This window comes from Paraglaciecola marina (assembly GCF_004360155.1).
GTDB lineage: Bacteria > Pseudomonadota > Gammaproteobacteria > Enterobacterales > Alteromonadaceae > Paraglaciecola > Paraglaciecola marina.
Genome location: NZ_SAIS01000013.1, coordinates 21,827 through 43,659, shown reverse-complemented (window position 1 = coordinate 43,659; position 21,833 = coordinate 21,827). Strand labels below are relative to the sequence as shown.

At 38.9% G+C, this 21,833-nt stretch carries 24 protein-coding genes; 13 read left to right on the top strand and 11 right to left on the bottom strand.

Features of this window, described 5'->3' with window-relative positions:
- Positions 1–4: 4 nt before the first annotated feature.
- The gene (locus EOK74_RS17025) at positions 5–3,154 is read left to right on the top strand and encodes an efflux RND transporter permease subunit (RefSeq protein ID WP_133471312.1); all 3,150 of its coding nucleotides are present in this window, start codon (positions 5–7) and stop codon (positions 3,152–3,154) included.
- Positions 3,155–3,903: 749 nt separating this feature from the next.
- Here EOK74_RS17025 and EOK74_RS17020 read toward each other — a convergent pair.
- The 3 genes from EOK74_RS17020 to EOK74_RS17010 form a co-directional block, all read right to left on the bottom strand.
- Entirely contained in the window at positions 3,904–4,701 is a 798-nt protein-coding gene (locus EOK74_RS17020) for a hypothetical protein (protein WP_133471311.1), read from the bottom strand.
- 79 nt (positions 4,702–4,780) lie between these two features.
- Positions 4,781–4,981, bottom strand: coding sequence for a hypothetical protein (locus EOK74_RS17015; protein WP_133471310.1), 201 nt, complete (start codon positions 4,979–4,981; stop codon positions 4,781–4,783).
- Between the two features lie 520 nt (positions 4,982–5,501).
- On the bottom strand, positions 5,502–6,200 hold the full coding sequence (locus EOK74_RS17010; protein WP_133471309.1) for an esterase/lipase family protein: 699 nt from the start codon (positions 6,198–6,200) through the stop codon (positions 5,502–5,504).
- A gap of 214 nt (positions 6,201–6,414) precedes the next feature.
- On the opposite strand from EOK74_RS17010, the gene EOK74_RS17005 reads away from it, so the two are divergent.
- Positions 6,415–6,639 carry a type II toxin-antitoxin system CcdA family antitoxin gene (locus EOK74_RS17005; protein WP_133471308.1) on the top strand — a complete coding sequence of 75 codons (225 nt, stop codon included), beginning with the start codon at positions 6,415–6,417 and terminating at the stop codon, positions 6,637–6,639.
- 2 nt (positions 6,640–6,641) lie between these two features.
- Positions 6,642–6,950 (top strand): CcdB family protein, encoded by a 309-nt coding sequence (locus EOK74_RS17000; protein ID WP_133471307.1) that lies wholly within the window; start codon positions 6,642–6,644, stop codon positions 6,948–6,950.
- A gap of 32 nt (positions 6,951–6,982) precedes the next feature.
- Here EOK74_RS17000 and EOK74_RS16995 read toward each other — a convergent pair whose 3' ends face one another.
- Positions 6,983–7,210, bottom strand: coding sequence for a DUF6429 family protein (locus EOK74_RS16995; RefSeq protein ID WP_133471306.1), 228 nt, complete (start codon positions 7,208–7,210; stop codon positions 6,983–6,985).
- Positions 7,211–7,491: 281 nt separating this feature from the next.
- Here EOK74_RS16995 and EOK74_RS21305 point away from each other — a divergent pair, with 281 nt between their 5' ends.
- The 4 genes from EOK74_RS21305 (at position 7,492) to EOK74_RS16980 (ending at position 9,949) form a co-directional block, all read left to right on the top strand.
- Positions 7,492–7,713: a cupin domain-containing protein gene (locus tag EOK74_RS21305; RefSeq protein ID WP_420818937.1), complete on the top strand. Its 222-nt coding sequence runs from the start codon at positions 7,492–7,494 to the stop codon at positions 7,711–7,713.
- 60 nt (positions 7,714–7,773) lie between these two features.
- Positions 7,774–7,977: a cupin domain-containing protein gene (locus tag EOK74_RS21300; RefSeq protein ID WP_420818936.1), complete on the top strand. Its 204-nt coding sequence runs from the start codon at positions 7,774–7,776 to the stop codon at positions 7,975–7,977.
- A 257-nt stretch (positions 7,978–8,234) separates the two neighbouring features.
- Positions 8,235–8,891 carry a TetR/AcrR family transcriptional regulator gene (locus tag EOK74_RS16985; protein ID WP_133471305.1) on the top strand — a complete coding sequence of 219 codons (657 nt, stop codon included), beginning with the start codon at positions 8,235–8,237 and terminating at the stop codon, positions 8,889–8,891.
- Between the two features lie 41 nt (positions 8,892–8,932).
- Positions 8,933–9,949 carry an alpha/beta fold hydrolase gene (locus EOK74_RS16980; RefSeq protein WP_133471304.1) on the top strand — a complete coding sequence of 339 codons (1,017 nt, stop codon included), beginning with the start codon at positions 8,933–8,935 and terminating at the stop codon, positions 9,947–9,949.
- Here EOK74_RS16980 and EOK74_RS16975 read toward each other — a convergent pair.
- The 3 genes from EOK74_RS16975 to EOK74_RS16965 all read right to left on the bottom strand — a co-directional run bounded on the left by EOK74_RS16975 (position 9,946) and on the right by EOK74_RS16965 (position 11,526).
- Complete coding sequence (locus EOK74_RS16975; protein ID WP_133471303.1) at positions 9,946–10,131, bottom strand: hypothetical protein; 186 nt, start codon at positions 10,129–10,131, stop codon at positions 9,946–9,948. The genes EOK74_RS16980 and EOK74_RS16975 overlap by 4 nt on opposite strands.
- 365 nt (positions 10,132–10,496) lie before the next feature.
- The gene (locus EOK74_RS16970; protein ID WP_133471302.1) at positions 10,497–11,066 is read right to left on the bottom strand and encodes a PIN domain-containing protein; all 570 of its coding nucleotides are present in this window, start codon (positions 11,064–11,066) and stop codon (positions 10,497–10,499) included.
- A 7-nt stretch (positions 11,067–11,073) separates the two neighbouring features.
- A complete protein-coding gene (locus EOK74_RS16965) occupies positions 11,074–11,526 on the bottom strand; it encodes a helix-turn-helix domain-containing protein (protein WP_205964680.1) in 453 nt (150 codons plus the stop codon).
- Positions 11,527–12,024: 498 nt separating this feature from the next.
- On the opposite strand from EOK74_RS16965, the gene EOK74_RS16960 reads away from it, so the two are divergent.
- Positions 12,025–13,104 (top strand): restriction endonuclease, encoded by a 1,080-nt coding sequence (locus EOK74_RS16960; RefSeq protein ID WP_133471300.1) that lies wholly within the window; start codon positions 12,025–12,027, stop codon positions 13,102–13,104.
- Between the two features lie 15 nt (positions 13,105–13,119).
- Here the strand turns inward: EOK74_RS16960 and EOK74_RS16955 are convergent, their stop codons facing one another.
- Entirely contained in the window at positions 13,120–14,247 is a 1,128-nt protein-coding gene (locus tag EOK74_RS16955; RefSeq protein WP_133471388.1) for a DNA cytosine methyltransferase, read from the bottom strand.
- A gap of 195 nt (positions 14,248–14,442) precedes the next feature.
- Here EOK74_RS16955 and EOK74_RS16950 point away from each other — a divergent pair, with 195 nt between their 5' ends.
- The 3 genes from EOK74_RS16950 (at position 14,443) to EOK74_RS16940 (ending at position 17,287) form a co-directional block, all read left to right on the top strand.
- Positions 14,443–14,721, top strand: coding sequence for a hypothetical protein (locus EOK74_RS16950; protein ID WP_133471299.1), 279 nt, complete (start codon positions 14,443–14,445; stop codon positions 14,719–14,721).
- 401 nt (positions 14,722–15,122) lie between these two features.
- On the top strand, positions 15,123–16,685 hold the full coding sequence (locus EOK74_RS16945) for a YHYH protein (protein WP_133471387.1): 1,563 nt from the start codon (positions 15,123–15,125) through the stop codon (positions 16,683–16,685).
- 101 nt (positions 16,686–16,786) lie between these two features.
- On the top strand, positions 16,787–17,287 hold the full coding sequence (locus tag EOK74_RS16940) for a hypothetical protein (RefSeq protein WP_239024148.1): 501 nt from the start codon (positions 16,787–16,789) through the stop codon (positions 17,285–17,287).
- Positions 17,288–17,335: 48 nt separating this feature from the next.
- Here EOK74_RS16940 and EOK74_RS16935 read toward each other — a convergent pair whose 3' ends face one another.
- Complete coding sequence (locus tag EOK74_RS16935) at positions 17,336–18,205, bottom strand: nuclease-related domain-containing protein (protein WP_133471298.1); 870 nt, start codon at positions 18,203–18,205, stop codon at positions 17,336–17,338.
- Positions 18,206–18,611: 406 nt separating this feature from the next.
- Positions 18,612–19,361 (bottom strand): hypothetical protein, encoded by a 750-nt coding sequence (locus EOK74_RS16930; protein ID WP_133471297.1) that lies wholly within the window; start codon positions 19,359–19,361, stop codon positions 18,612–18,614.
- A gap of 322 nt (positions 19,362–19,683) precedes the next feature.
- On the opposite strand from EOK74_RS16930, the gene abiEi reads away from it, so the two are divergent.
- On the top strand, positions 19,684–20,226 hold the full coding sequence (abiEi, locus tag EOK74_RS16925) for a type IV toxin-antitoxin system AbiEi family antitoxin (protein ID WP_133471296.1): 543 nt from the start codon (positions 19,684–19,686) through the stop codon (positions 20,224–20,226).
- Positions 20,216–21,112, top strand: a complete 897-nt coding sequence (locus tag EOK74_RS16920; protein ID WP_133471295.1) for a nucleotidyl transferase AbiEii/AbiGii toxin family protein — start codon at positions 20,216–20,218, stop codon at positions 21,110–21,112. Before abiEi ends, EOK74_RS16920 begins: the two co-directional genes overlap by 11 nt.
- Before the next feature lie 99 nt (positions 21,113–21,211).
- Here the strand turns inward: EOK74_RS16920 and EOK74_RS16915 are convergent, their stop codons facing one another.
- Positions 21,212–21,574 carry a hypothetical protein gene (locus EOK74_RS16915; protein WP_133471294.1) on the bottom strand — a complete coding sequence of 121 codons (363 nt, stop codon included), beginning with the start codon at positions 21,572–21,574 and terminating at the stop codon, positions 21,212–21,214.
- Positions 21,575–21,833: the final 259 nt, after the last annotated feature.

Genomic DNA, 21,833 nt, shown 5'->3' with positions numbered 1-21,833 from the left:
ACTCATGTTAAATAGAATGATTGATTGGTCTATTGAAAACCGATTGCTTGTGTTAATCGCGTTGGTTGCACTGTTTACAAGTGCTGTTATGACCATACCTAAGTTGAATTTAGACGCCTTTCCAGACGTAACAAACGTACAAGTCGTTGTTAATACCGAAGCACCAGGCCTAGCTGCTGAAGAAGTGGAACAGCTAATCACCTACCCAATAGAAGCTGTGATGTATGCACTGCCAGATGTAGAACAAGTGCGCTCCATTTCAAAAACAGGTTTGTCAGGTGTAACGGTAGTCTTCAATGAAGGGACAGACATCTATTTTGCTAGGCAATTGGTTTTTGAGCGCTTACAGGCTGCAAAAGAGCTTATTCCTAGTGGAGTTGGAATCCCTGAAATGGGGCCTAATACATCAGGCTTAGGGCAAGTATTTCAATATCTTTTGATCTCTGAAGATACCAATAAATATGACTCTATGGCACTTAGAAGCATTAATGATTGGATTATTAAGCTGTTAATTATGCCTGTTGATGGCGTAACAGATGTATTGTCATTTGGTGGTAATGTTCGTCAATATCAGGTCAATATCGAGCCCTCCAAACTATTGTCTTACGACTTAACTCAAGAAGACGTCGTATTCGCCCTTGAAAGTAATAACACCAACGTTGGTGGTTGGTATGTGAATCGAGGGCAAGAACAACTTGTTGTTCGCGGTACTGGCTGGTTTGAAAGCGGTGAGAAAGGTATTGCTAATATTCAGCACGTACCTATAAAAACACTTAATGGTGTTGTCGTCACTGTATCTGATGTTGCTATGGTAGAACTTGGTGCTGAGATCAGACAAGGTGCTGTGACCATGACACGTAAAGCCGACAATGGCACCGTTGACAACTTAGGTGAAGTGGTATCTGGCATTGTATTAAAACGCATGGGGGCGAACACCAAAACGACGATAGACGGTATTAGAGCTAGAACCAATCTAATAAATCAGGCATTACCTGAAGGTGTAAGGTTTGAACCTTTTTATGACCAAGCAGATTTAATTGAAAAAGCGGTGGCAACCGTTGTTAAAGCACTTACCTTAGCCTTTATCTTCATTACCATTGTATTGGCTCTATTTTTAATGAACTTAAGAGCCACATTTTTAGTGCTTATTTCAATTCCAATTTCAATTGGTATCGCATTGATGGCCATGGCTTGGTTAGGAATTTCAGCTAACTTAATGTCACTTGGTGGAATAGCTGTCGCCATTGGGATGTTAGTTGATGGCTCAGTTGTCATGGTTGAAAACATGTTTAAACACCTGAATAGACAACTGGAAAATCACAGTCATGAAGCAAGTGATGCAACTAAGCAAAAGTTAAAACTTGCGGGTAAAGAGGTTGCTCGCCCAATATTCTTTGCGGCGTCTATTATTCTCGTTGTCTTTACACCTCTATTTAGTTTTGAGGGAGTAGAAGCAAAGCTATTTCAGCCAATGGCTGTCAGCATAATGCTAGCTGTAACATCAGCTATTGTGGTTGCTTTATTTATTGTCCCTGCACTTGCCACTTTCATGTTTAGAAATGGCATTAAAGAAAGAGAAAGTCTGATTTTGAAACCTATCGATATTTTTTATCGAAGGTTATTAAAAATTGCTTTAAAGCAAACTAGACTTGTTGTCTTAGTATCATTAGCACTAGTTGGTTCAGCAGTAGCTGTTCTTCCACACATTGGCTCTGAGTTTGTACCAGAATTGGAGGAAGGGACTATCAATCTTAGGGTAACACTCGCGCCTTCTTCCAGCTTAGAAACGGCACTCTCGGTTGCTCCTGTATTGGAAAGAAAGTTAATGGCATTTCCAGAAGTAACTTACGCTCTAAGCCGAATTGGTAGAGCAGAGATTGGGGGCGATCCTGAGCCAGTAAATAATATTGAGATTTACGTTGGCCTTAAGCCTGTTTCTGAATGGACAAGCGCATCTAATCGCTATGAGCTACAGGATAAAATGGAACGCTCTTTGGAAGAATTCCCAGGACTATTGCTTAATTTTTCGCAACCTATTGCCACTCGAGTAGATGAGTTGTTATCAGGCGTAAAAGCACAACTTGCAATTAAACTATTTGGTTCTGATTTGCAGGTGCTGGCTAACAAAGGGCGAGAGATAGAAACGGCTATTAAATCGATTAACGGAGCAAAGGACGTTGCGCTTGAGCAAATTGCAGGTGAAGCACAACTGGTTATAGCGCCTAATCGACTTGAACTTTCTAGATATGGTTTGTCGGTTGGTGATGTTATGGAAGTGGTTCAAGACGGAATTGGTGGTGTTGAGGCTGGTCAAATTATCAATGGTAACGAACGCTATGATATTTACGTGCGACTTCAGGAAGAATTCAGAGCGAATAGCGAAGCAATTGCAGATATAAGGCTTCGTTCCCCTACAGGAGCTTGGGTGCGAATTGGAGATGTCGCATCCGTATCCTTTGAGTCAGGCCCTCCGCAGGTTAGACGTGATGACGTGCAACGGAGGGTGGTCATTCAAGCCAACGTGCAAGGTCGTGATATGGGAAGTGTTGTTGAAGATATTCAAGCAACAATAGCTTCTGAAATTGACTTACCTGCAGGTTATTCCGTATCCATTGGAGGTCAATTTGAAAGCCAGCAGCGAGCGCAAAAGCGCCTTTCTATTGTTGTGCCACTATCTTTGGCTCTGATAGCGTTACTTCTGTACTTTGCGTTTGGCTCAGCAGGACAAGCGATGCTGATTCTGCTCAATGTCCCATTAGCGGTTATCGGCGGTGTATTTTCATTATACCTTTCAGGCCAATATTTATCGGTTCCAAGCTCTGTCGGCTTTATTACTTTATTTGGTGTTGCTGTACTCAATGGCGTTGTTATGGTGGAAAGTATTAATCAACGAATAAAAGGCGGACTTGCAATATCAGAAGCTATATTTGATGGAGCAACGTCGCGTTTACGGCCTGTTTTAATGACTGCTATTACCTCAGCATTAGGTTTGATTCCAATGTTGCTATCAGATGGGATAGGCTCGGAAATTCAAAGACCACTTGCTAGTGTAATTGTTGGTGGCTTATTAACCGCTACGTTACTTACTCTGTTTGTTGTGCCGAGCCTATACCGATTCTTTTCTAAGGGAAAAATAAAAGAGTTTACGTCATAGAAAATTCATGCAGCCCCATTCAAAATGTTTGGGGCTGTTCAAGTTGACCACCCAAAACATTTTGAACACCTAGGGTTTAATTCCTTGGCGCTAGTGGAAGATAAACTGAAGTTGAAAAATACGTAGCGCGCGAAAACACATTAATACCTCGCCCGCTTGCGGCAGTTATGTTTATTAGAAAGTTCCTTTAAGCCATCTGCAAGAATAAGATGATATAGCCCTCCTGCAACCAATTTTATTTTTTATATATATCTGCACAATTCAGTTCTAAATACTCATTCCACTCAGCTAAAATATCGAAAATTTGGTTCGAATTATTTCCATAACAGCCCGCCATATTAAGGTTCTGTAAGAACCGATAAGAAACCCGAAAGGCCTAAATTATGGCTTTATCGGGTTTTTTTGTGGCTTTTCGTTCGGTAACATTCATTGAAAGTCCGAATTATAGTGGTACATTTGGTGGTACAAAAGATTGGAGCTTTAGGTACAAGCACCTAAGTTTTGAAATATACCCAAAGGTTACGCTAGCTAATGCACGAATCTTACGTGAGGGAGCACACAAAAGTGTGCAAACGAGAAAGTAGGCTTGCTCTTTTGATATTAAAAATGATATCTAAATTCAATCTCTTATGGAGAGAAAGCCAGAGTTGTTTTTCACATGCAACCGCAAAGTAATCTTTAAATAATTAAGGCTTGCACTACTACGTACCTGTATGACAAACAAGCGCTTCAAAGTACCTAAGAGTTGGTTAATGAAACCTAGGGTCACAATCAACAGTATCGTAAACTCGACGATGTAAAATATTTTGCTTTAGTAAATAGTCACAACCACCAAATTTTTCGAAAATTAATAATGCTTCTTCCAAGTATTTTCTATGTCCAAACATATTATAATTTAAAATTAATATTATAAATTTATCTCTTGTAATTTGAGTGTTTCTTGTTTTTATCCAAGAGTCATCTTGAGCAATGTTTACACTTTCAGAATAGTATATAGTGATCATCTCTGAAGCTTTATTAATTGAATAGAGTGCAGTTAATAAACTTCTTTGATCTGCAAGAATATCCCCATGAATTAAAAACATTAAGGCTTGATGATGCCAAATCCACAATTTAAATTTAAAATCAGAGTCAAAGTCATGAGGTGAAGTAGATTCAAATAAATAAATAGCAGCTTCAATATTGTTTTTCAAAAACTCAACACCTTCAGTCTCAATTGTATGCTCACCAGAGTTAGAGAGTGGAGCATAACCAAGGTATTCATCGTAAGTTGAAATAACTTTTTTTATTATTGGATAAGTCTCAGCTATTTTTGTTTTCTTATCCTCAATGAAAGAGGTTTTGGGATCGAAGTATGACCCTAAGTATCCGTTAGCATAAAATAGGATTGTTATTATAACAAATGCAGAAACAGCTACAGATAAAATCCAAAAGCTTAAACCTTTTAGGGTCCCTACAGAGCCTTTAAACGTAAACCCTGTTGCGCCAATACCTAATTCAAGTTCTTTATCGGAAGGATCATTGGGAGGTCGTTTTGATATATTCATTGATACTGCAGTCTCTTACTCTATAGATCTAAGCAACATTAAGACTGCCGCATCATACAACTGTATTACAAATATTTTTTTAAGCTTTTCGAGAAGAAATTAACTTTTCCCAAAAACTTTTACTTGTTGGAGGGGGCCAACCACCTGAGGTATTACCAGCGGTTAGGCTTTTATCTATCATATTTTCAACGTTCTGGCTTTCACTGACAGCTATTACACTGAAAGATAAAACTGCTGCACCCAAAACTAAAACTCGAATCTTTTTTGAAATTAATTTCATATCCATATGTCCAAATAATGTTGTTTTAATATTAAAAAAGGTATTTAAACGCTCAGTCTAACGTGTAAAATAATTCACATAGTTAAACTGGAATGTGATATTACCCCTTTTTCTAAATAAATATAGGTGTTTTTTTATACAGTTTATAAATTTGTTTTCAAGTGATATTTTAAACTAGTTTAGTTTTAAAAATTTTTAAAGTTCAGTAACTTTTTGGCACTTCTCCGCCATATACCAAATGATCCGCTTAATGCGGTTTTTTTGTATATAGCAAAGAGAGAGCTTAGTTCGGAGCTTGGGTTCGACTAATTGTCAGGAACGATTTATTCACTACATCCATGTAGTTCACGCCCTTCGTGGGCTAACCAACACTATTCTAATTTGTTCCAACAAATTTTGGTGTACCGCCTTTGGAACCCGAAGGGGCAGATACATGGATGTGCCTAAGTACATCCCGAACGGCAAAACACCTATCAAATATCAGTATGCAGTTAATGCGGATGGGCCATTTGATAACGAGTTATTGGATCAAATTGATCTGCTCTTGTGCGGTGTCGGTTTGTAAACCAAAATGTCCGAGAGAGTAGGTGAAGCTAGCATCTTCATTCCAGATACTGCTGCTATGCACGCCATAAACAGTGCAGACCCCCGTTGCACAGACAACCTGGTCAGAATTACTCTTTATTGAATAAACCTTGTCACCAAAAGGGTCGCCATACAAGCCGTCTAAAAAAGGGCTTTGAATAGATAACCCGTAATAACCACAGGTGGAGCTCCACACATTAAATGGATAAATACCGCAGCTATATAACCCTCTAAACGCCCCTGCAATACCCACAAACGTATCAACAAATGACGCAGCAGCAAGTTTACTAATTTGTTGAGCTGCCAGGGTTGCGCCCATTGAATGCCCTATAACATCAATTTGGCCGCTACATGAATTGGCGATAGCGTCGTTGATTGCCTGCTTGACTGGCGTTTCTTCACTACCATTGTGATTGTTACATGAAGCGCAGTATTTCGAACCCCAGTCGGGCCGATAAATATCTGCACTTGTGTAACCCTGGCTTAACAGTAGGTTGTAGGTATTGTCCCAGCTGGCTGGTGTTGAGGTGTTGCCGTGTACTAACACCACAGGGTCTTTGCAGCTGCTAGCAAAAACAAAAGGCGAAATTACACTAAGAGATAAAAACACTGCTGTCACGATTACATTTTTCATAATGAACCTGTTGGTTGTTGAGGTAAAACAACCTTAGCTTAGCTTTATTAACAAATATCTAACACTTTAGTACAGACCTAAATTTTGCTTATTCACAAGCCAAGCTTTTGATAAAAATCGGTCGCCGCCAAAGGGCAAATATATTGAAGTTTTTCATTGTTAAATTTTGTGTGTATAGTTTGGTGTGTGTATTACATAAGTATAAGGATGGCCAATGCAAACTACGCAAGATAAATCCAGAGTAAATTTGTACATTGCGAAATCATTATCTGATGATGCTAAAAAGCTCGGTATTAATATGAGCCAATCCCTTGAACGTACATTGCGAGCCGAGATTGCTAGAAAATGGCAAGAGGTTAACAAAAGCAAAATAGAGCGTTACAACCAACATGTTGCTAGTAACGGCTTGCCATTTGATGATGAAGATATGGCAATCTAAGTATGAATCAATTTGATATTTATATTAACCCAATTGCCAAAGGACGTGGCTTATATCCCTATGTGTGCTGCCTGCAAAGTGAATTGTTGGATGGTTTGTCTACTCGAGTTGTATGTTTTGTGACAGGCGATGCAACCGTTGCTTTTGATAAAGTCAGTGTACCTATAATCATAGATAATACTGAATTTCATCTTTGTATGAATGTTGTAGCAACCATTGAAAGCAATAGGCTAAGTGGCCTTGTTTGTAATGTTATTGATTGGCGGAATGATATTGTTAATGCGTATGATGCTTTGTTGATGGGGATTTAAAAGCAGACTTCGCGCCATCCTCCTGATTGTTTTTAATCTTTTACGAAAAGTGTATTAAACAACTCTTCAGATTTTTTAAGCCCTTCATCTGTCAATACTATAGATTTAGTTTTACCAACAGGATCACAAATCAAGCCTTTTTCATGTAAACGATTCGTCACTTCCCAATCAATTTGTTTCCATGCTCGGAAGTGGTCGTGCAATGTGAGATACATTAAAGCGAGAGCTGCATCGTCTATTTTATCTTTATCAATATTCATAATTAACTCCAAAACTTAAAATGTATATAGAAATAATGGCTGTTTAACAGTCTGTTGCTGTATTTTATTATGATGAGTTGCTTACGTAAATATTGATGCTGCCAGATTTACTTTTTTGCAGCAGCTCAAGCAATAGATTCACTATTATGGCTGCCCCGATAAACTCGCGGTAATCAACTCGAATTTATTCACAGATCTTTATATACACAGTAGTAACAGTATGTGGCTAAATACTCAGGGGTAAGTTATGAAAATAGCAGCAAATTTTAACAAGCGAGAAGTTGTACACTGCGAATCTTTGCCTTGGCGGCGAAGTTGCCCATGCTACCAGCATTGTAAAATATGCCTCTAAAAGTAGTTTTTCTGAACATGTGCATACTCGAGGACAAGAATTTATTGTCCTTGATGGAGTATTTCAATATGAGCATGGGGATGTTCCAGCAGGCTCTTACGTGCGAAACCCTTCTCATTCACACCATCAACCAGGTTCAGAAGAAGGCTGAGCAAGATTTGTTAAGCTATGGCAGTTTCAGCCAAGCTACAGAACTCATGCCAATGTTCAAATGGATCATGCTGATACTCAAGTAGATAAGCACAACCCTGGAGTGACGATAGCCCCTTTGTTTAAAGATGAGTATGAAGAAGTTAGCATGTTGCACATACCGCCTAATACTAGGTTTAAAGCTGAAGTAGCAAACGGAGCGGAGTTATTTATCCTTAATGGTAGCTTTGTAAAAGCTGCCGATGTGCTACAAAAACACAATTAGTTACGCCTGCCATTAAGCTCAACTATAGATGGGCAGGCAGGACAAGAAGGTGCCAAAGTTTGGATTAAAACAGGGCATTTGTCAGACATCAACAAGCAAATCGATAGGCTGCAAAATGCATGATTATAAACATCAAAAATATAATGCCCATCTGCAGTAGCGCTAGAGTAAGCTTTTACCCGTCTTTTAAAACTTGTAGTTGACTCTAACTTTTAGTTAGGTAATATAAACTTATAGTTGACTATAAGTTTACCTCCATGAATACAAGCAAACGTGAAATTAATACAGCAAAAAACAAGCAGGCTATTCTCCAATGTTTACTCAAGAGAATGCACTTGGAGCCATTCGACGTAATAAAAATTACCGACTTATGTGCAGACTCTGCAGTTTCGCATGCAAGCTTTTATAACTACTTTCCGCAGAAGGTAGATATTTTAATTTACTACATACAGTTGTGGACCGTTGAGACGCACTGGAAAATTACAGTCAAAAGTAAGTTAACGGGGTTAAATGCCATTTTACAAATGTACTTTGATACCGCTGATATTTGCGCAAAGCAACCGCAACTTATGAGTGAGATCATAGCCCTGCAGGCAAAAGGCACCACAACGAAAAGCTCAAAACCACTCACAGTGGCAGATAAACTTATTGCCTACCCAGATTACGCCGGAATAGAAAACATAGAGTTAGCGAATTTAAGGGTATTGCTAAGCACAAATGTAAGTCAGGCTGTATCTGACAAAGAACTTCCCGAAAGGAGTGATGTTAATGGGTTAGTTGTAGCCTTTTCATCAGTATTTTTTAGTGTCCCTATTATGTTTAATGGCCAGCCACTTACAGAAATAAAATCTGCATACGAGCAACAGTTTAACTTAATAAAATCTGGTGCATTAGCCCTGTATTCACAACCCTAAAAACACCACTAATACAGTGATATTTGTAATAAAGAGAAGTAATGACTATGAGCACCATGAACACATATATGTACTTAGTAAAACCTAGGGTAAATGCGCTTAAAAACATGCTGCTAGTGTGCATTATACTGCTAAGCGTTTCGGCCTGCATTGAAATGCCTAAAACCGTTCAACATAATAAAAGCTTACCATTCACCGAGATTGCCGGATATAAATTCCATACCCCCATTATGGGAAATGAAGATGACCCTGTTGTGATTGTTATTCACGGTGGCCCAGGAGTTGATCATCAACCTCTAAAATATTTAAGCCCATTGTCAGATGATAACTACCTTGTGTTTTATGACCAAAGAGGAACTGGGTTATCGCCAAGGGTAGACCCCTCACAACTAACGGTGGAGCAAAACCTAGCAGACTTGAATTTAATAGTGGAGCATTTCTCACAAGGCCGTAAAGTAAAACTTATTGGGCATTCGTGGGGAGCTATGTTGGTGTCTGGATATATATCTAGCTATCCAGAAAAAGTATCCCATGCCGTTATTGTAGAACCAGGGATCCTTAACCCCGAATCAAGCCAAGCATTTGTTGACATTATGAGTGAATATCAAGATGTATCTAGGATATTCACCCTACTCAAATATATGAGTATGTACCCCTTTATTCGTAAGTACGATGGTGAAGAAGGGTTTGACTATGTGATGACAAAACTTATAAATCGTGAAAGTAGCGGGCCTCCTTATCAATGTGAAGGCCAATCAAAAGGGAACAAAAAATTTGTACGAGCAGGCTATGATGCTTTTAACCAAATGCTAAAACCCGTAATGGATGACCCAAGTATGTTTACCCATGATTTAACAGCTGGCGTGAACAATTACACGGGCAAACTAATGTTGATAAGCAGTGAATGTAGCCTGATAGGTTATGACTTTCAGGAAAAATATCACATTAATAAATTCCCCCCACAAGCCATTCACGTGAAAGCAGAAAACATGGGGCACAACATGCTTACATTAAACCCTAAGTGGAGCGTAAGCACCATAAGGCAGTTTTTAAACTAGGATAGCTGCCCGAATTTGCCTCCGTGCTTGTTAACTGAATAACTAGATTGAGGCTTAAGTACAGCCCACTTACAACGGCTCGCATTTATTTTTGTAAATTTTTCCGAGGGTAGTGCAAAAGCAGTGGCTGGGCCGCCAAAGAAAGTTTGTCCTGACTTAACAAGTCGAGTTTCAGTAATCATTATTGATCCTCCTTGTTTTTGCAGTCTGTTTTCTTACGCGGTGTACGAGTTTCCGATCTAACTATTTCGTTAAATCGGAAACTAGCTATTAATTTGGCATAAGGGTGACTTGGTAAGTTAATTAATTGCGTTTCATATTGTTCTTAATTGAGCTGAAATGACTATTTAGCATGGGCCTGCAGTCGATTGTAGTGGGTACTATGGAAATCTAAAGACCCCGGAGGATGTGCAGGAGGATACCCCGGTGGATAATGTGGGATAAATTAGCAGGACAGCCGCATAGCTAATTTTATTCTGAGCATCCGTGATTTGTAACTTCGAATTTGTTTCAGCTGTCTAAACAGCAGCCCTCATATATTTATGCTTTAAATTATTTTCTCAAAAGCTCTTAATTTTGAAACAAATACAGGTAACTTTTGACGTAATAAACAGTCAAGATAATCATCAGCTGTCATGGGGGGATTTTGAAGTGCTGCCCGTTGTTTTTGTGCTGCTTGAATTGCTGCACTGGGACTCAGCTCAAACATATCAGCCAAAAATGCATCTGGGTGTATCGCTGACAATTCATAATCAGTCAACTTATCATCAGGAAAGTCTTTTAAATTGAAGGTGATAATACCTTCAGCCTGCCCTTTAATTGCAGCCGCAACAACGTGTCTATCATCTACATCTGGCAACTCAATGCTTTGTACCAAAAACTCATAACCTTCGACTAAACAATCAGGCATATGAGCGTCCATAAGTTGACGAGTTCTTTCTAGTTTACTCTTGTCTAAAGTTGGGACATTTTTCACTAAGTTTCTTATCCATTCATCGTGAATTTGTGCTGTCCAGCGAGCTCTAAACAATCCAGTTTGTGCAAGATAAAGTAAATAACTGCGTAATGGTGCTGGGTACATAACACACGCATCCAGAATAACGGTGTAAGTTGCCATTTAAATTTTAATATCCTAATTCGAGTTCCTGATCGAGAGCAGTTAACTCATCTAAAGACGCAAGACGTTTATTGTCCATATTTTGTTTAAATGCCATCACATCCACAAAGGCTACTTTCCGACGATTCCCTTTTCTTGAATAAGGGATGTCACTGCCATCCAATAACTTGATCAAAGTCGGTCGCGACATATTTAGAATGTCAGCGGCTTCTTGTGTGGTCAGTTCTGCGTGGATCGGCGTAATGTTTACACTATTGCCTTGGCCAAGTTGTGTTAGTAACTCAATCATAAGTTTAACAGCGCTGGCTGGAAGTGTAAGTGGATGATTTTCTCCATCCTTTCCTACCACATTAAATTGTTGCACCTCGCCACTGGTTTCCATCACAGCAGAAAGCGCTTGGCTACTCAACTTTGCCAGCGCAACCTCTTCAGCATTTGGTAATGATTGTACGTTTAACATTGTCATATTCTTTAGTTATCCACTGTTTGGACTTATTCGAAGTATTCGCAATGTTAGTGGTTTTGTCAAGTATTCGAAATATTCGAAAGGGGGATGGCTTTGCCGATTAAGCATCTCGATAACTGCGTCCTGCGTTATTCTACCTTCTAACATCCATGTTGGTCGCTTGCCAATAGCCCCACTAAATTCACCTGATAATTGGCGAACATACATGCGAGGATGGTCAAAAGCAGTGGCGGTGCCACCAAAGCATGCGCTTTGCATACAAAAATAATGGAGAGTAAAAATAACCACTTTGCTTTTCGGGGTAAAAATAGTAGTCTCGTTTGTATAATAAAAATACTAAAAACAGTAGTTTACGTTCGATGGATATGAAGTTACATGGCAAGTGATTTGCAGTTAGTACACCTTGCGTTTAATCAGGTAAAGGAATTATCTAACTAGATTGACTCCCCTTTTTATAAAATATCCCCAAATTTCTCGGCTAAAAGGTAAAGAATGGAAAAAGTTACAGCTTCTAACTTGGCAAAAGCGATCGATGGATTAGATAAATCAGTAGCTTATGATTATCCTCATGAAAAAACGCATACAAAAATAAAAGTGGTTGATGTTAAAAGAGGTGAAGGTCCAGTAACTATTAAAAGATGGAACCCTTTAAAAGGGAGTTATGAGAATGCAAAGATTGTCACCATTTCTGTTCAAGCTCTGTGGAGAATGGCCAACGCAATAGAACCCGGGCGACCTATAAATGTCGATCGAGTCTTTGGTGCCAGTTACAACTCAAGATCGGCGCTAGAAGCGTTACTGTTACACACAGAGTTTTTTTACCTTTGCTATCCAGGACGACTCGAAAAAATGGGAGAAAATACAAAAGTTAAAACTGGACATAAACACCTGATTTATCTTCCAGATGAACCGCATAAAAAAGGTGTAATTACAGAGTTAGAAAAGTCAGAGATAGTTGTCACTCAAGTTGATAGAGAGCTACATTTCGACGCCCTTCATCTAACTGAAGGAACTAACAGAGATAAAGCAAAAGTAGAGATAGATCGAAGGCATGCTCAAATTCAATTAATGCTAATCAAGATAGCAGAATCATTTGGCTTGCATTCATGGGTTGCGAGAAATGATCAAGGAATAAAATATAATGGACAATCCTTTATTGAAATGAATAGTGTTGTAAAAAAATTAGTTGACGCTGCAGCATTACAAGGATATCGAAAGGCAGCAACTGCTGGCGACCTAATTGATTTAATCTGGTTATCCAAAGATGGTAAAAAAATTCCTGCGGTTATAGAGATAGAGCACAGTACAGGTGTTACCTCAGGTCTAACACGCATGAAATCTTTTAAAACCGAAGCGCCTGAACTGGCGCATATGACTTATATAATTGCGGCTCCAGATGAAATTAGATCACAAGTTGTTCGAAAGTCTCTTGATCCACAGTTTCAAGATATGGATATTAAATATCTTTCTTATTCATCAATTGAAGATATGTATCTTCTGAGTCGAAGAAAAATCCAAGGCATTGATAACATAAAGTTCCTCCATACTTTTTTAGAGCCTACAAAAGCCTAATTTAAACTTGAGGAGCTAATTCTGACAGTTTTCATCCAGAAAATCTTCTATAGTTCTTGCGAGTCCACTAGCCATTAGATACGGAACTCCATTGCCAATAGTTTTGAACATATTGCTCAAAGTCATATTTGCTGGCAGTGCAAACTCTGCCGGCAAGGATTGAATTGCGAGTGCTTCAGACGCACTTATTCTTCTTGGCAGATAAGGATGAATATGCACTTCATTATTGCCATAAGCTGCTGTTGGTGAGTATCTCCATCTATGAAGCCTTTTAGAGGATTTTTTTGAGTCATCGCCTTCAGAAATGGTTTGAAATTTTGGTAGTGCCGCTCTAGGAACAAAATGATGATTGGCATTTGGATGATTTCTGACGTCGTTCCTTTGAAACCAATATTCGACAGTTAATTCAAGTGGTACGCCATCTGGTGGTGGCGTTTCATTATTTTCCTCATAAACACTTTTTTCAGGCCAAGGATGCTGTAGTACCTGCTCTAGGTCGAACTGGATATGCTGATTCCAATTTAATGCGGACTCTAATTTTTTTTCACTTCTAATTTCAGTACTTTGAAGCAATGATTTGTGAAAACCTAAGAGTATAATTCGATCTCGATCTTGCGGTGCACCATATTCTAAACTATTTGTAAGCCTATCAAACATTACGTACCCAGCACGTTTGTATTTAGCTCTAATTTGATCATAAAACTCTCGGTGACGCGCCGTGCGCCAAAGACCTTTAACATTTTCGAATAGAAAAAAGTCTGGCTTTACCTTACATATTACATCGCAGTAGGTGCTTGTGAGTTTACCATTTTCTCCTTCTTTCCCTTTGTTTTTACCACCAACAGAAAAATCCGGACATGGCGGGCCTCCAACGAATCCAGTGATATGGCCTTGTGCTTTTTGTTCTTCTACATTCCCACTTAACCGATTCAAGAAATCCTTGGCTTTAGCTATTTCTTCAATGCTCGTATTATCAAAGCCATAATAAGGTGGCTCTATATTCATTTGCTCTCTTGAATATTGATACGCATCCAAAAACGGTTGATGATATTCGTTTACATATACCACATCGAAACCACTTCTTTCGAAGCCAAGATCTAAAAATCCACTCCCAGAAAAAAACGAAAATAGTTTTTTAGGCATAGTGTAGTCCTTATTATAAATATCACTGTTTAACATGCTGTATTCGCATACAGTATTTTGCCATATTTGATATCTATTGTCATGGGTTAAAGGCATTCCAATTTTCAATTTGTACGATGAGTTGGTCAGTCATTTGGTATTACTAGCCCTTTGAAAATATAAGGGGGAGTAGCCTTTTCAAATCGCAGGATATAGGTGTCATATTCCTTAAATAACCTGCAGGGCAGAGCAGTTGAAATCACAACCATCGGCTTCGCCGATAACCGTACTGGTGGCTCCGTTACTGCTTTACCCGCATTTAAAGTTTCAGCTAAACATGGCTTGTTATTGGGGCAAATGGCACGGACGCCATTTGAGTGGAGCTTGAAGGGATACATTCGTAACGACTCAAGAATAAGTCATTTTTTGCGGTTAAGAACTTTAGTAGCGAGCGGCTTCTTTAGCTTACTTTTCTTAGCTGTAGAAGAAAAGTAAGTCGGGACTCATGGATGAGGCTTGAAAAAATGCATGGATGCCAGTGTGCTGTGCACATGCTTTTACTTACCACGTAGAAAAGTATCTGGCTTGAAAGGATTCAAGTCAAAAACCATCATGGACGATGGTGCGAAGCGTGCTCTTCAATAACCTAAAATCAGAATCAATAACTACGCCCATAAATTATGCAAAGCTCGTTGAGAAAACGGAAACGAATCTCGACAGTGCAAGCCTAGTCTGATGCTTATAGCTGGCTAGCTTGGACCTGAATGGTTTTAAAAGTGGCAGTACTATTTGTGTAGGACAGGCTTTCAAGGTTTTTACACATTTAGTTATTTTTACATATGCTAATATTTTAAAAAAAGTAAATTTAACAAAAGGTAAAGCAAGTGAATAAATCAATGTTTAACTTAACTAAATTTGTCAGTGTTTTTATCCTATGCTTGACGCTAGGAGCTTGTAGTTCCGACTCATCTAATAACAATGATGATGACGATATTGCAATTGAAGAAAATACCTCTCCTGTTGTGGATGCTGGGGCTAATCAGACGGTAGATTCGGCGTCGTTGGTGACCTTAGCAGCAACGATTACCGACGATGACTCAGATTACACTGTTGCTTGGACCCAAACTGACGGAACAGATGTCACTTTAACTGATAGTGGCTCCGCCTCGACTACTTTTACAGCTCCCACTGTCACTGAAGATGAAACGCTTGTATTTGAAATCTCTGTAGATGATGGTGTAAATGCGGTGGTCACCGACTCAGTATCTATCACGGTTGAAGCTGAAACAACGACAGCAACACCTACAAGCGATATCTGGATAATCAATGAAACTGATGCAGTCTCAACTAATATTACTGATGCTAGTACGGGTGAAGGAGTCTTAGTTGATGTGCAGTCTGTTACAGAAGAAACTATTGATGGCATAACCTATACAGTCGTGTCGAGCCAAGGTATTCCAGAATACGATGTGACTATTACTCAAGACATGATTGATTCGTTAAATGCTCGCCCTAAAGCAAGTTCTGATTTCACTGACGGCGCGACGACAGCAGTTGCAGGTGAAATCGTTGAGTTTGGGGCTGATATTGGTTACATCAGCACTGGCGACAATTGTGACACTACAGGGGGTTATGGATACTGGCCCAAAGGCCCTGCTTGCCCACAAGCGGATGAGAGGGAGGTATATTTTCCTACAGAGCCTACACCTACAACCGAGGCATGCGAAAATGGTTTAGGTAAAGTTGGGCTTATGGTTAATGGTAGCTCTATTTATAACTGGGGTGACGGTATGAGTTGGGCGAATGATGGTACATGGTTGAACCTAGCCCCAGTTGCCGAGCAATATGATGTGGATGTTTGTGGGGGGCACTCGGCAAATGGCGATTATCATCATCATTTTTATACCAGCTGTTTAGCCACCTTACTAGGGGACGATGGTGATGAACATTCTCCGATTTATGGTTATGCAGCAGACGGTTATCCTATTTATGGTCCGTGGGAATCAGATGGCGTTTTAGCTGTTAGTGCGTGGACAACACGTGACTATTCGTCACCTACCTCTGAAACTGGATGTGCTGACGGAACACGAAGCTGCACCATGGTTGACCCATATGATGTATCTCTTGGCACAGAAACAGCTACAGACGGACCTGCTTTTGATGAAACCGTCACAACCTTATCGCAAAACGAGTTAGTTGCTACTAATGGTTACTATTATGAAGATTATTATTGGGACAGTGACTTAACTGCCTTAGGTGGCGAATATCTTGATCAATACAATGCTCATACTGATAGCGAGCGCGGTTATCATTATCATATTACTTTGAGTGATGATGGCGATGGTACATACTCACCGGCATTTCCATATGTGATTGGATTACGTTTTGCCGGCGAATTAGAAGACAACGCGGTTGCTTCTTGTGATACTGGTGATAGCGGTATGGGCCCTCCTCCTTAAGCTCTAGTACTCACAAAAGTGGCATCATTATTTTATGATGCCACTTTTGATATATTTCAGAATTTGTAACTTTTTAGTTTCTGCCCATAAAGAAAAAACAAATGAATACACTAAAATATGGTTGTCTGATTTCATTATTTTTTAGCTCTTTTTTATTCGCTGCAAACATTGAAATTCATCAACATCAATCAAGAGAAATTGGATCTGGCATTCCTATCCCTAAAATCGAGTTAACGGCTTTTAGAGACGTTATAGACGGGGTTAACATACATGTTTCAATTGCGAACTATGTGTTAAGTGCCCCAGATTTAGCAACAAAGTCTGTTGTTTCTAATGAAGGTTTTCTGCAAGGCCATGCCCATGTATTTGTTAATGGCTCTAAACGTCAACGTCTATATGGAAGCGATATCCATATCCCCCAAAGCTGGTTAAAAGATGGTGTGAATCAGGTGGCCATATCACTAAATAGTCACGCTCATGAAAACTGGGTATCGAATGAACACAACATAGTAGGCTCGATATTTTTAGATTTATCTAAAGAGCAATTTGTACTGCACAATTTCACCTCACAACCTATCAAAAGCAAACATGCTCACCATTAAAGATCGGTGGATTAGCTTCTTTGCTACTTTCGCTTTTAAACATCAAACCTAAATCACATCATCGACCCGTAAAGTCTTCTGTTTGACTTGATGGGTGATCCGTTTAATTTGTTCAAAGCTGAGCTGCTGCCCTTGTAATTTAGGGATTTGCTTTCTTAGTATTTTAGTAGCTATAACAGGGACTATTGGTTTAGATATTATTTTAACGAACCAACCAGGAATGGTAACTACTGGGGATACTACTATTTGCTCGGCTGTGGCTTCGCTCAACCAAGTGCCAGCCCATTTAGCTTGCCTTGTGGCTTGTTCGATAATGCTGGTGTCTGTGAAGTTAGGGAATTCTAGAATTTTGCCCTTAACATTCACGACGTGTTCTTGGGATTTTTCCTTTGCAGTTTTAGAGTTGGTGGGTTTTCTTCTACCTTTGGTTTCGATTGCGAATACGCCATTGGGGCCAACGACTAGATGGTCTATGTTGAATTTGTCACATTGAATGTCGTGGAATACTTTATATCCAGTAGTTTCAATACCATGTAACTCTGAGGAGACAAACCATTCTGCTTCCAAACCGAGTCTAAGGTTATTTTTGCTTTTTGTGGTTCTTATTGTTTTAACTAAAATGTAGATAATCCCTGCGGCGTAAAAGGGTACTAATAACCAAGGCATCACTTTTTCTATTCCTAGAAGTTTATATGCTCCGATATAAATAAATGGCAAATTAAATAAGAAAGTTAGCATAATTAAGTGCCCGAAAAGATCGGCCGACTTATCATTAAATTCTGACAGCACACTTTGGCCAGCGACTCTATGGCTAATACTTACATCAAATGGGTAGCGTTTATTACGACCTGCAGCAGCTAAAGTAAGCTTGATTACGCCAACAAAAATTAGCATCGGTAGTAAAACAGCTGCAGGCATTATTAATCCATCAAAAATATTCAAAGAAACTTATCCAAATGTATTTGCAGAATATAAAAATGATACAGCGAGCTAAAGGCTGTAATAAATATTTCTTTATATAACAATGGTTAAAATACTATCCGTTTTAAATGGTCTTGGTGGAATACTAAGGATTTACTTCGATAAAAAAATTAACAGGACAGACATGATAATTTAAAAAAGCTCTGTCCAAATATCCTAATCCCTATCTCAGATTGCTGCGTCACTGCTTTAAATTAATCAGGGTCGTAACAAAATTATTTTACGCTTAGGGTCTGCATTTATAGGTAGGTCGTTTAGCTCAAACACCTTAAATAGGCAACACAGAAATGAATACCATCCACAATTACTAGTCGGGGTTGCAGTCATCGGCGTATAGCTTGAATCAAACGCCGCGTATTAATTGCATAGCATTTATCACTCGCCTTCTTACCCATATGATGTAGCTAAGGGCAAACCATAAAACCAGCGCGCAGATACCAATGAGTATCCATTGGATTAATCGCCCCACTAGACCCACGATTTCGGTTACATTAGACAAAATATTCTGGTATTCAATAATCACAGCATCTAGATAAATTTCCATTTTTTGCATTTTTTGAATCTGCTCGGTTATCTTGACCATCTCCTGTTTAATTTCCCCAACAGAGCTACCCAAATCACCAAAGGAGTCACTTAATGGTCCAAAAGGTTTCGCAATAGCGTCGCCAATTTTCCCCATAGGTTTGGCCAGCACTTTGCCGAATTTAATGGGAACCACTTTTTTAATGACAGGGATTTTTATATCGAGTGATAAATTGCCTACAGCTTTTTCAAAATTTGGGCCGAAGTCATCAATGGTTGCATTAAATCCCTTAGTCATTTTATTCACATTCTTTACGACTTCTTGGCCGTTCTTTTTGATTTTTACCGCCATGGCAGCCAGCTCAATGGATGCGTTTTGCAATTCGACCTTAGTTACTTGTGCATTTTCAATTACGTTTTCTATAGATTCGGTGTATTGGGCCAGCGTTGATTCAGCACTTTTCCAAGTTAAATAAAACATGCTTGATAGTACAATAACGATAATAGCGGGCAAAAAAGCATTAATTAAAACAAACACTCCTTCAACTCTATTGAGAAATGATATTTGCATGATTATTTTCCTTGCTAAAGGCGAATTCATTGGCGATTTAATAACCAATAGTAATGGAGGACAGAGTATATTTGAATCATAATGTTGTGGGTTCTAAATAACTGGCATATCAAGCCACAGAATTAAAAGGATCAGTGTCATTTTAAATTAAAATTAACAGGACAGGCATGATAATTCTGAACTGTTAGTCCTTTAATCCCCATTTCTGCCGGCGTCACCATTGCCTTTCCCGTCTATAAAATTTGAGTAAGATGCAAAGTTGATAAGTTAACAAAAAACTGCCATTATGGGGGTATATTGTATAGATAGAGCTGTAAGTCTGATGAGTATATTTAGAGAGTTAAATAAGTTAACCATTCAGGCTATCAATAATGGCCATTGCGGAATATTTACCGCGAGTGATCTGTCTATGATGCTCAATCGAGAGGATAACAAAGCTTTTCGCGCCATTCTTACCAAGAGTGTTAGCAACGATACCCTTAAACGTATTACCAAAGGTATTTATGTTAATGCTCATCTACCTCCTAATCCTAAAGGTGCAATATACATAATTGCAAAACAGCTTAGATGGAAGTCTTTCAATTATGTGAGTCTCGAATCGCAATTGAGTCATTTAGGTGTGATATCTCAAATTCCCATGGGGTATTTGAGCGTAATGACCAAAGGGCGTAGTGGTCATTTTATAACTGATTACGGAACAATTGAATTTACCCATACCAATCGAGATATTAGCTTGTTGGAAGATGGAGTGTATTTTGATGAACAGAGCGGTATGTTTCGAGCTAATAAAGAGCGGGCAATAACTGATCTTAAACGTGTTGGAAGAAACATCAATATGATCGAGGAAATAGACGATGTTGGATAAGATTGTTCAAAATGCATTACGTAGAGACGATAAACTTTTGGGGCTGGATGATGTCGTTGAAAAAGAAATATTGCACCATGACATCCTGCAGGTTTTGCAATCTGAAGGTATTTTGCATCAATTAACATTTATCGGTGGTACATCTTTAAGGGTGTGCTACAACTCAAGTCGCTTGTCTGAGGATCTTGACTTCACTGCGGGACTTAATTTTAAAGCAAGTCAATTCGAAGGTATGGCAGAGCAATTACAACTGCATCTACATAATAAATATGGATTACAGGTAGATGTTAGAGAGCCAAAGCTAACTACTAGCGATACTTCTACGTGGAAAATTGCCATAGAAAAACATGCAGATAGACCCGATCTTCCATCGCAAAAAATGCATATCGATGTATGTGCTTTACCCTCATTTGACCGTCAGTTTCATCCTGCTATCGATCATTACGGGATCCAATCACCGATAGCAAGTTTACCTATCCCTGTTCAAAGTTTGTCTGAAATTCTTGCTGACAAAATGGTCGCATTTGCTTTTCGTCAGCGCAGAATAAAACCGAGAGATGTATGGGATATCATGTGGTTAAAGCAACGGGGCCTTATGCAAGATCCCGCGCTTATCCGTCGAAAGCTAGAAGTCAGAGAAAAGTCTATTCAATCATATATCGAAAACACAGAGCAACATTCCCAACTGGTAATGAAAGACAAAACAACCAAGTTAGATTTTGAACGAGAAATGAGCCGTTTTTTACCACAAGATATTCGTACCAACACACTTAACAATCCGAATTTCTGGGGAGCTGTGGGACAAGAGATAATGGATGACGTAACGCAAATCAACGATGTATTAAAAGGTAAAGGATCACCAAAATCAGCCAGATTTAAAATGTAGCGATAAAGGACTAACAGGACAGGCATGATAATTATTAGTTACCAACATTATTTATCGATTATAAATAGACCCCCTCGCTTGAGGGAGTCTTATGAAAAACTAGTCTAGACCTTCATACCAAGCTGTTATTTGAGGGACTGATTCCCATGTTCCGTCGCTGTAAAGTACGGTAGCACCAACATTTTTAGAGCTATATTGGCGAATATCTATGGAGCAAGTCATATCAGTGGTAGCACATTGTCCTGATGCGTCACCTGTCCAAATAATGCTGCTAATACTGTTGTTTGATGAAACTTTAAATACTGCAGATGTAACTCTAGCAGGAGCTGCGGATAAGCAACCGCCAGATGTAAACGTATCATATGCTAATGTATCTACAAAACATTGCATTTCACTAGATAAAGCTGACCCCGTAACGACTGTAGTTCCTATTAAAAATGTATTAATAATCATTCTTTTCATAATCATTCCTTATCAAATATTGTTTACACGGCAAAAATACCGTCATTTCATGGTAAATAAATTACCCGCAATGTAAAGTGGTTTTATATGAATAATCTCAATGAGAAACTTAGTGATTATTCTTTATGGAGTGATATAAACGTTAGAATCGTATTTTCAGTATTCGATTAATCTAGGGGTATCGAAATTTTTGGTGTGGTTACCGACTTGTTGTAGATGACATAAGCCCTATTTGTCAGGAAGACAAACAGTGTCTTTG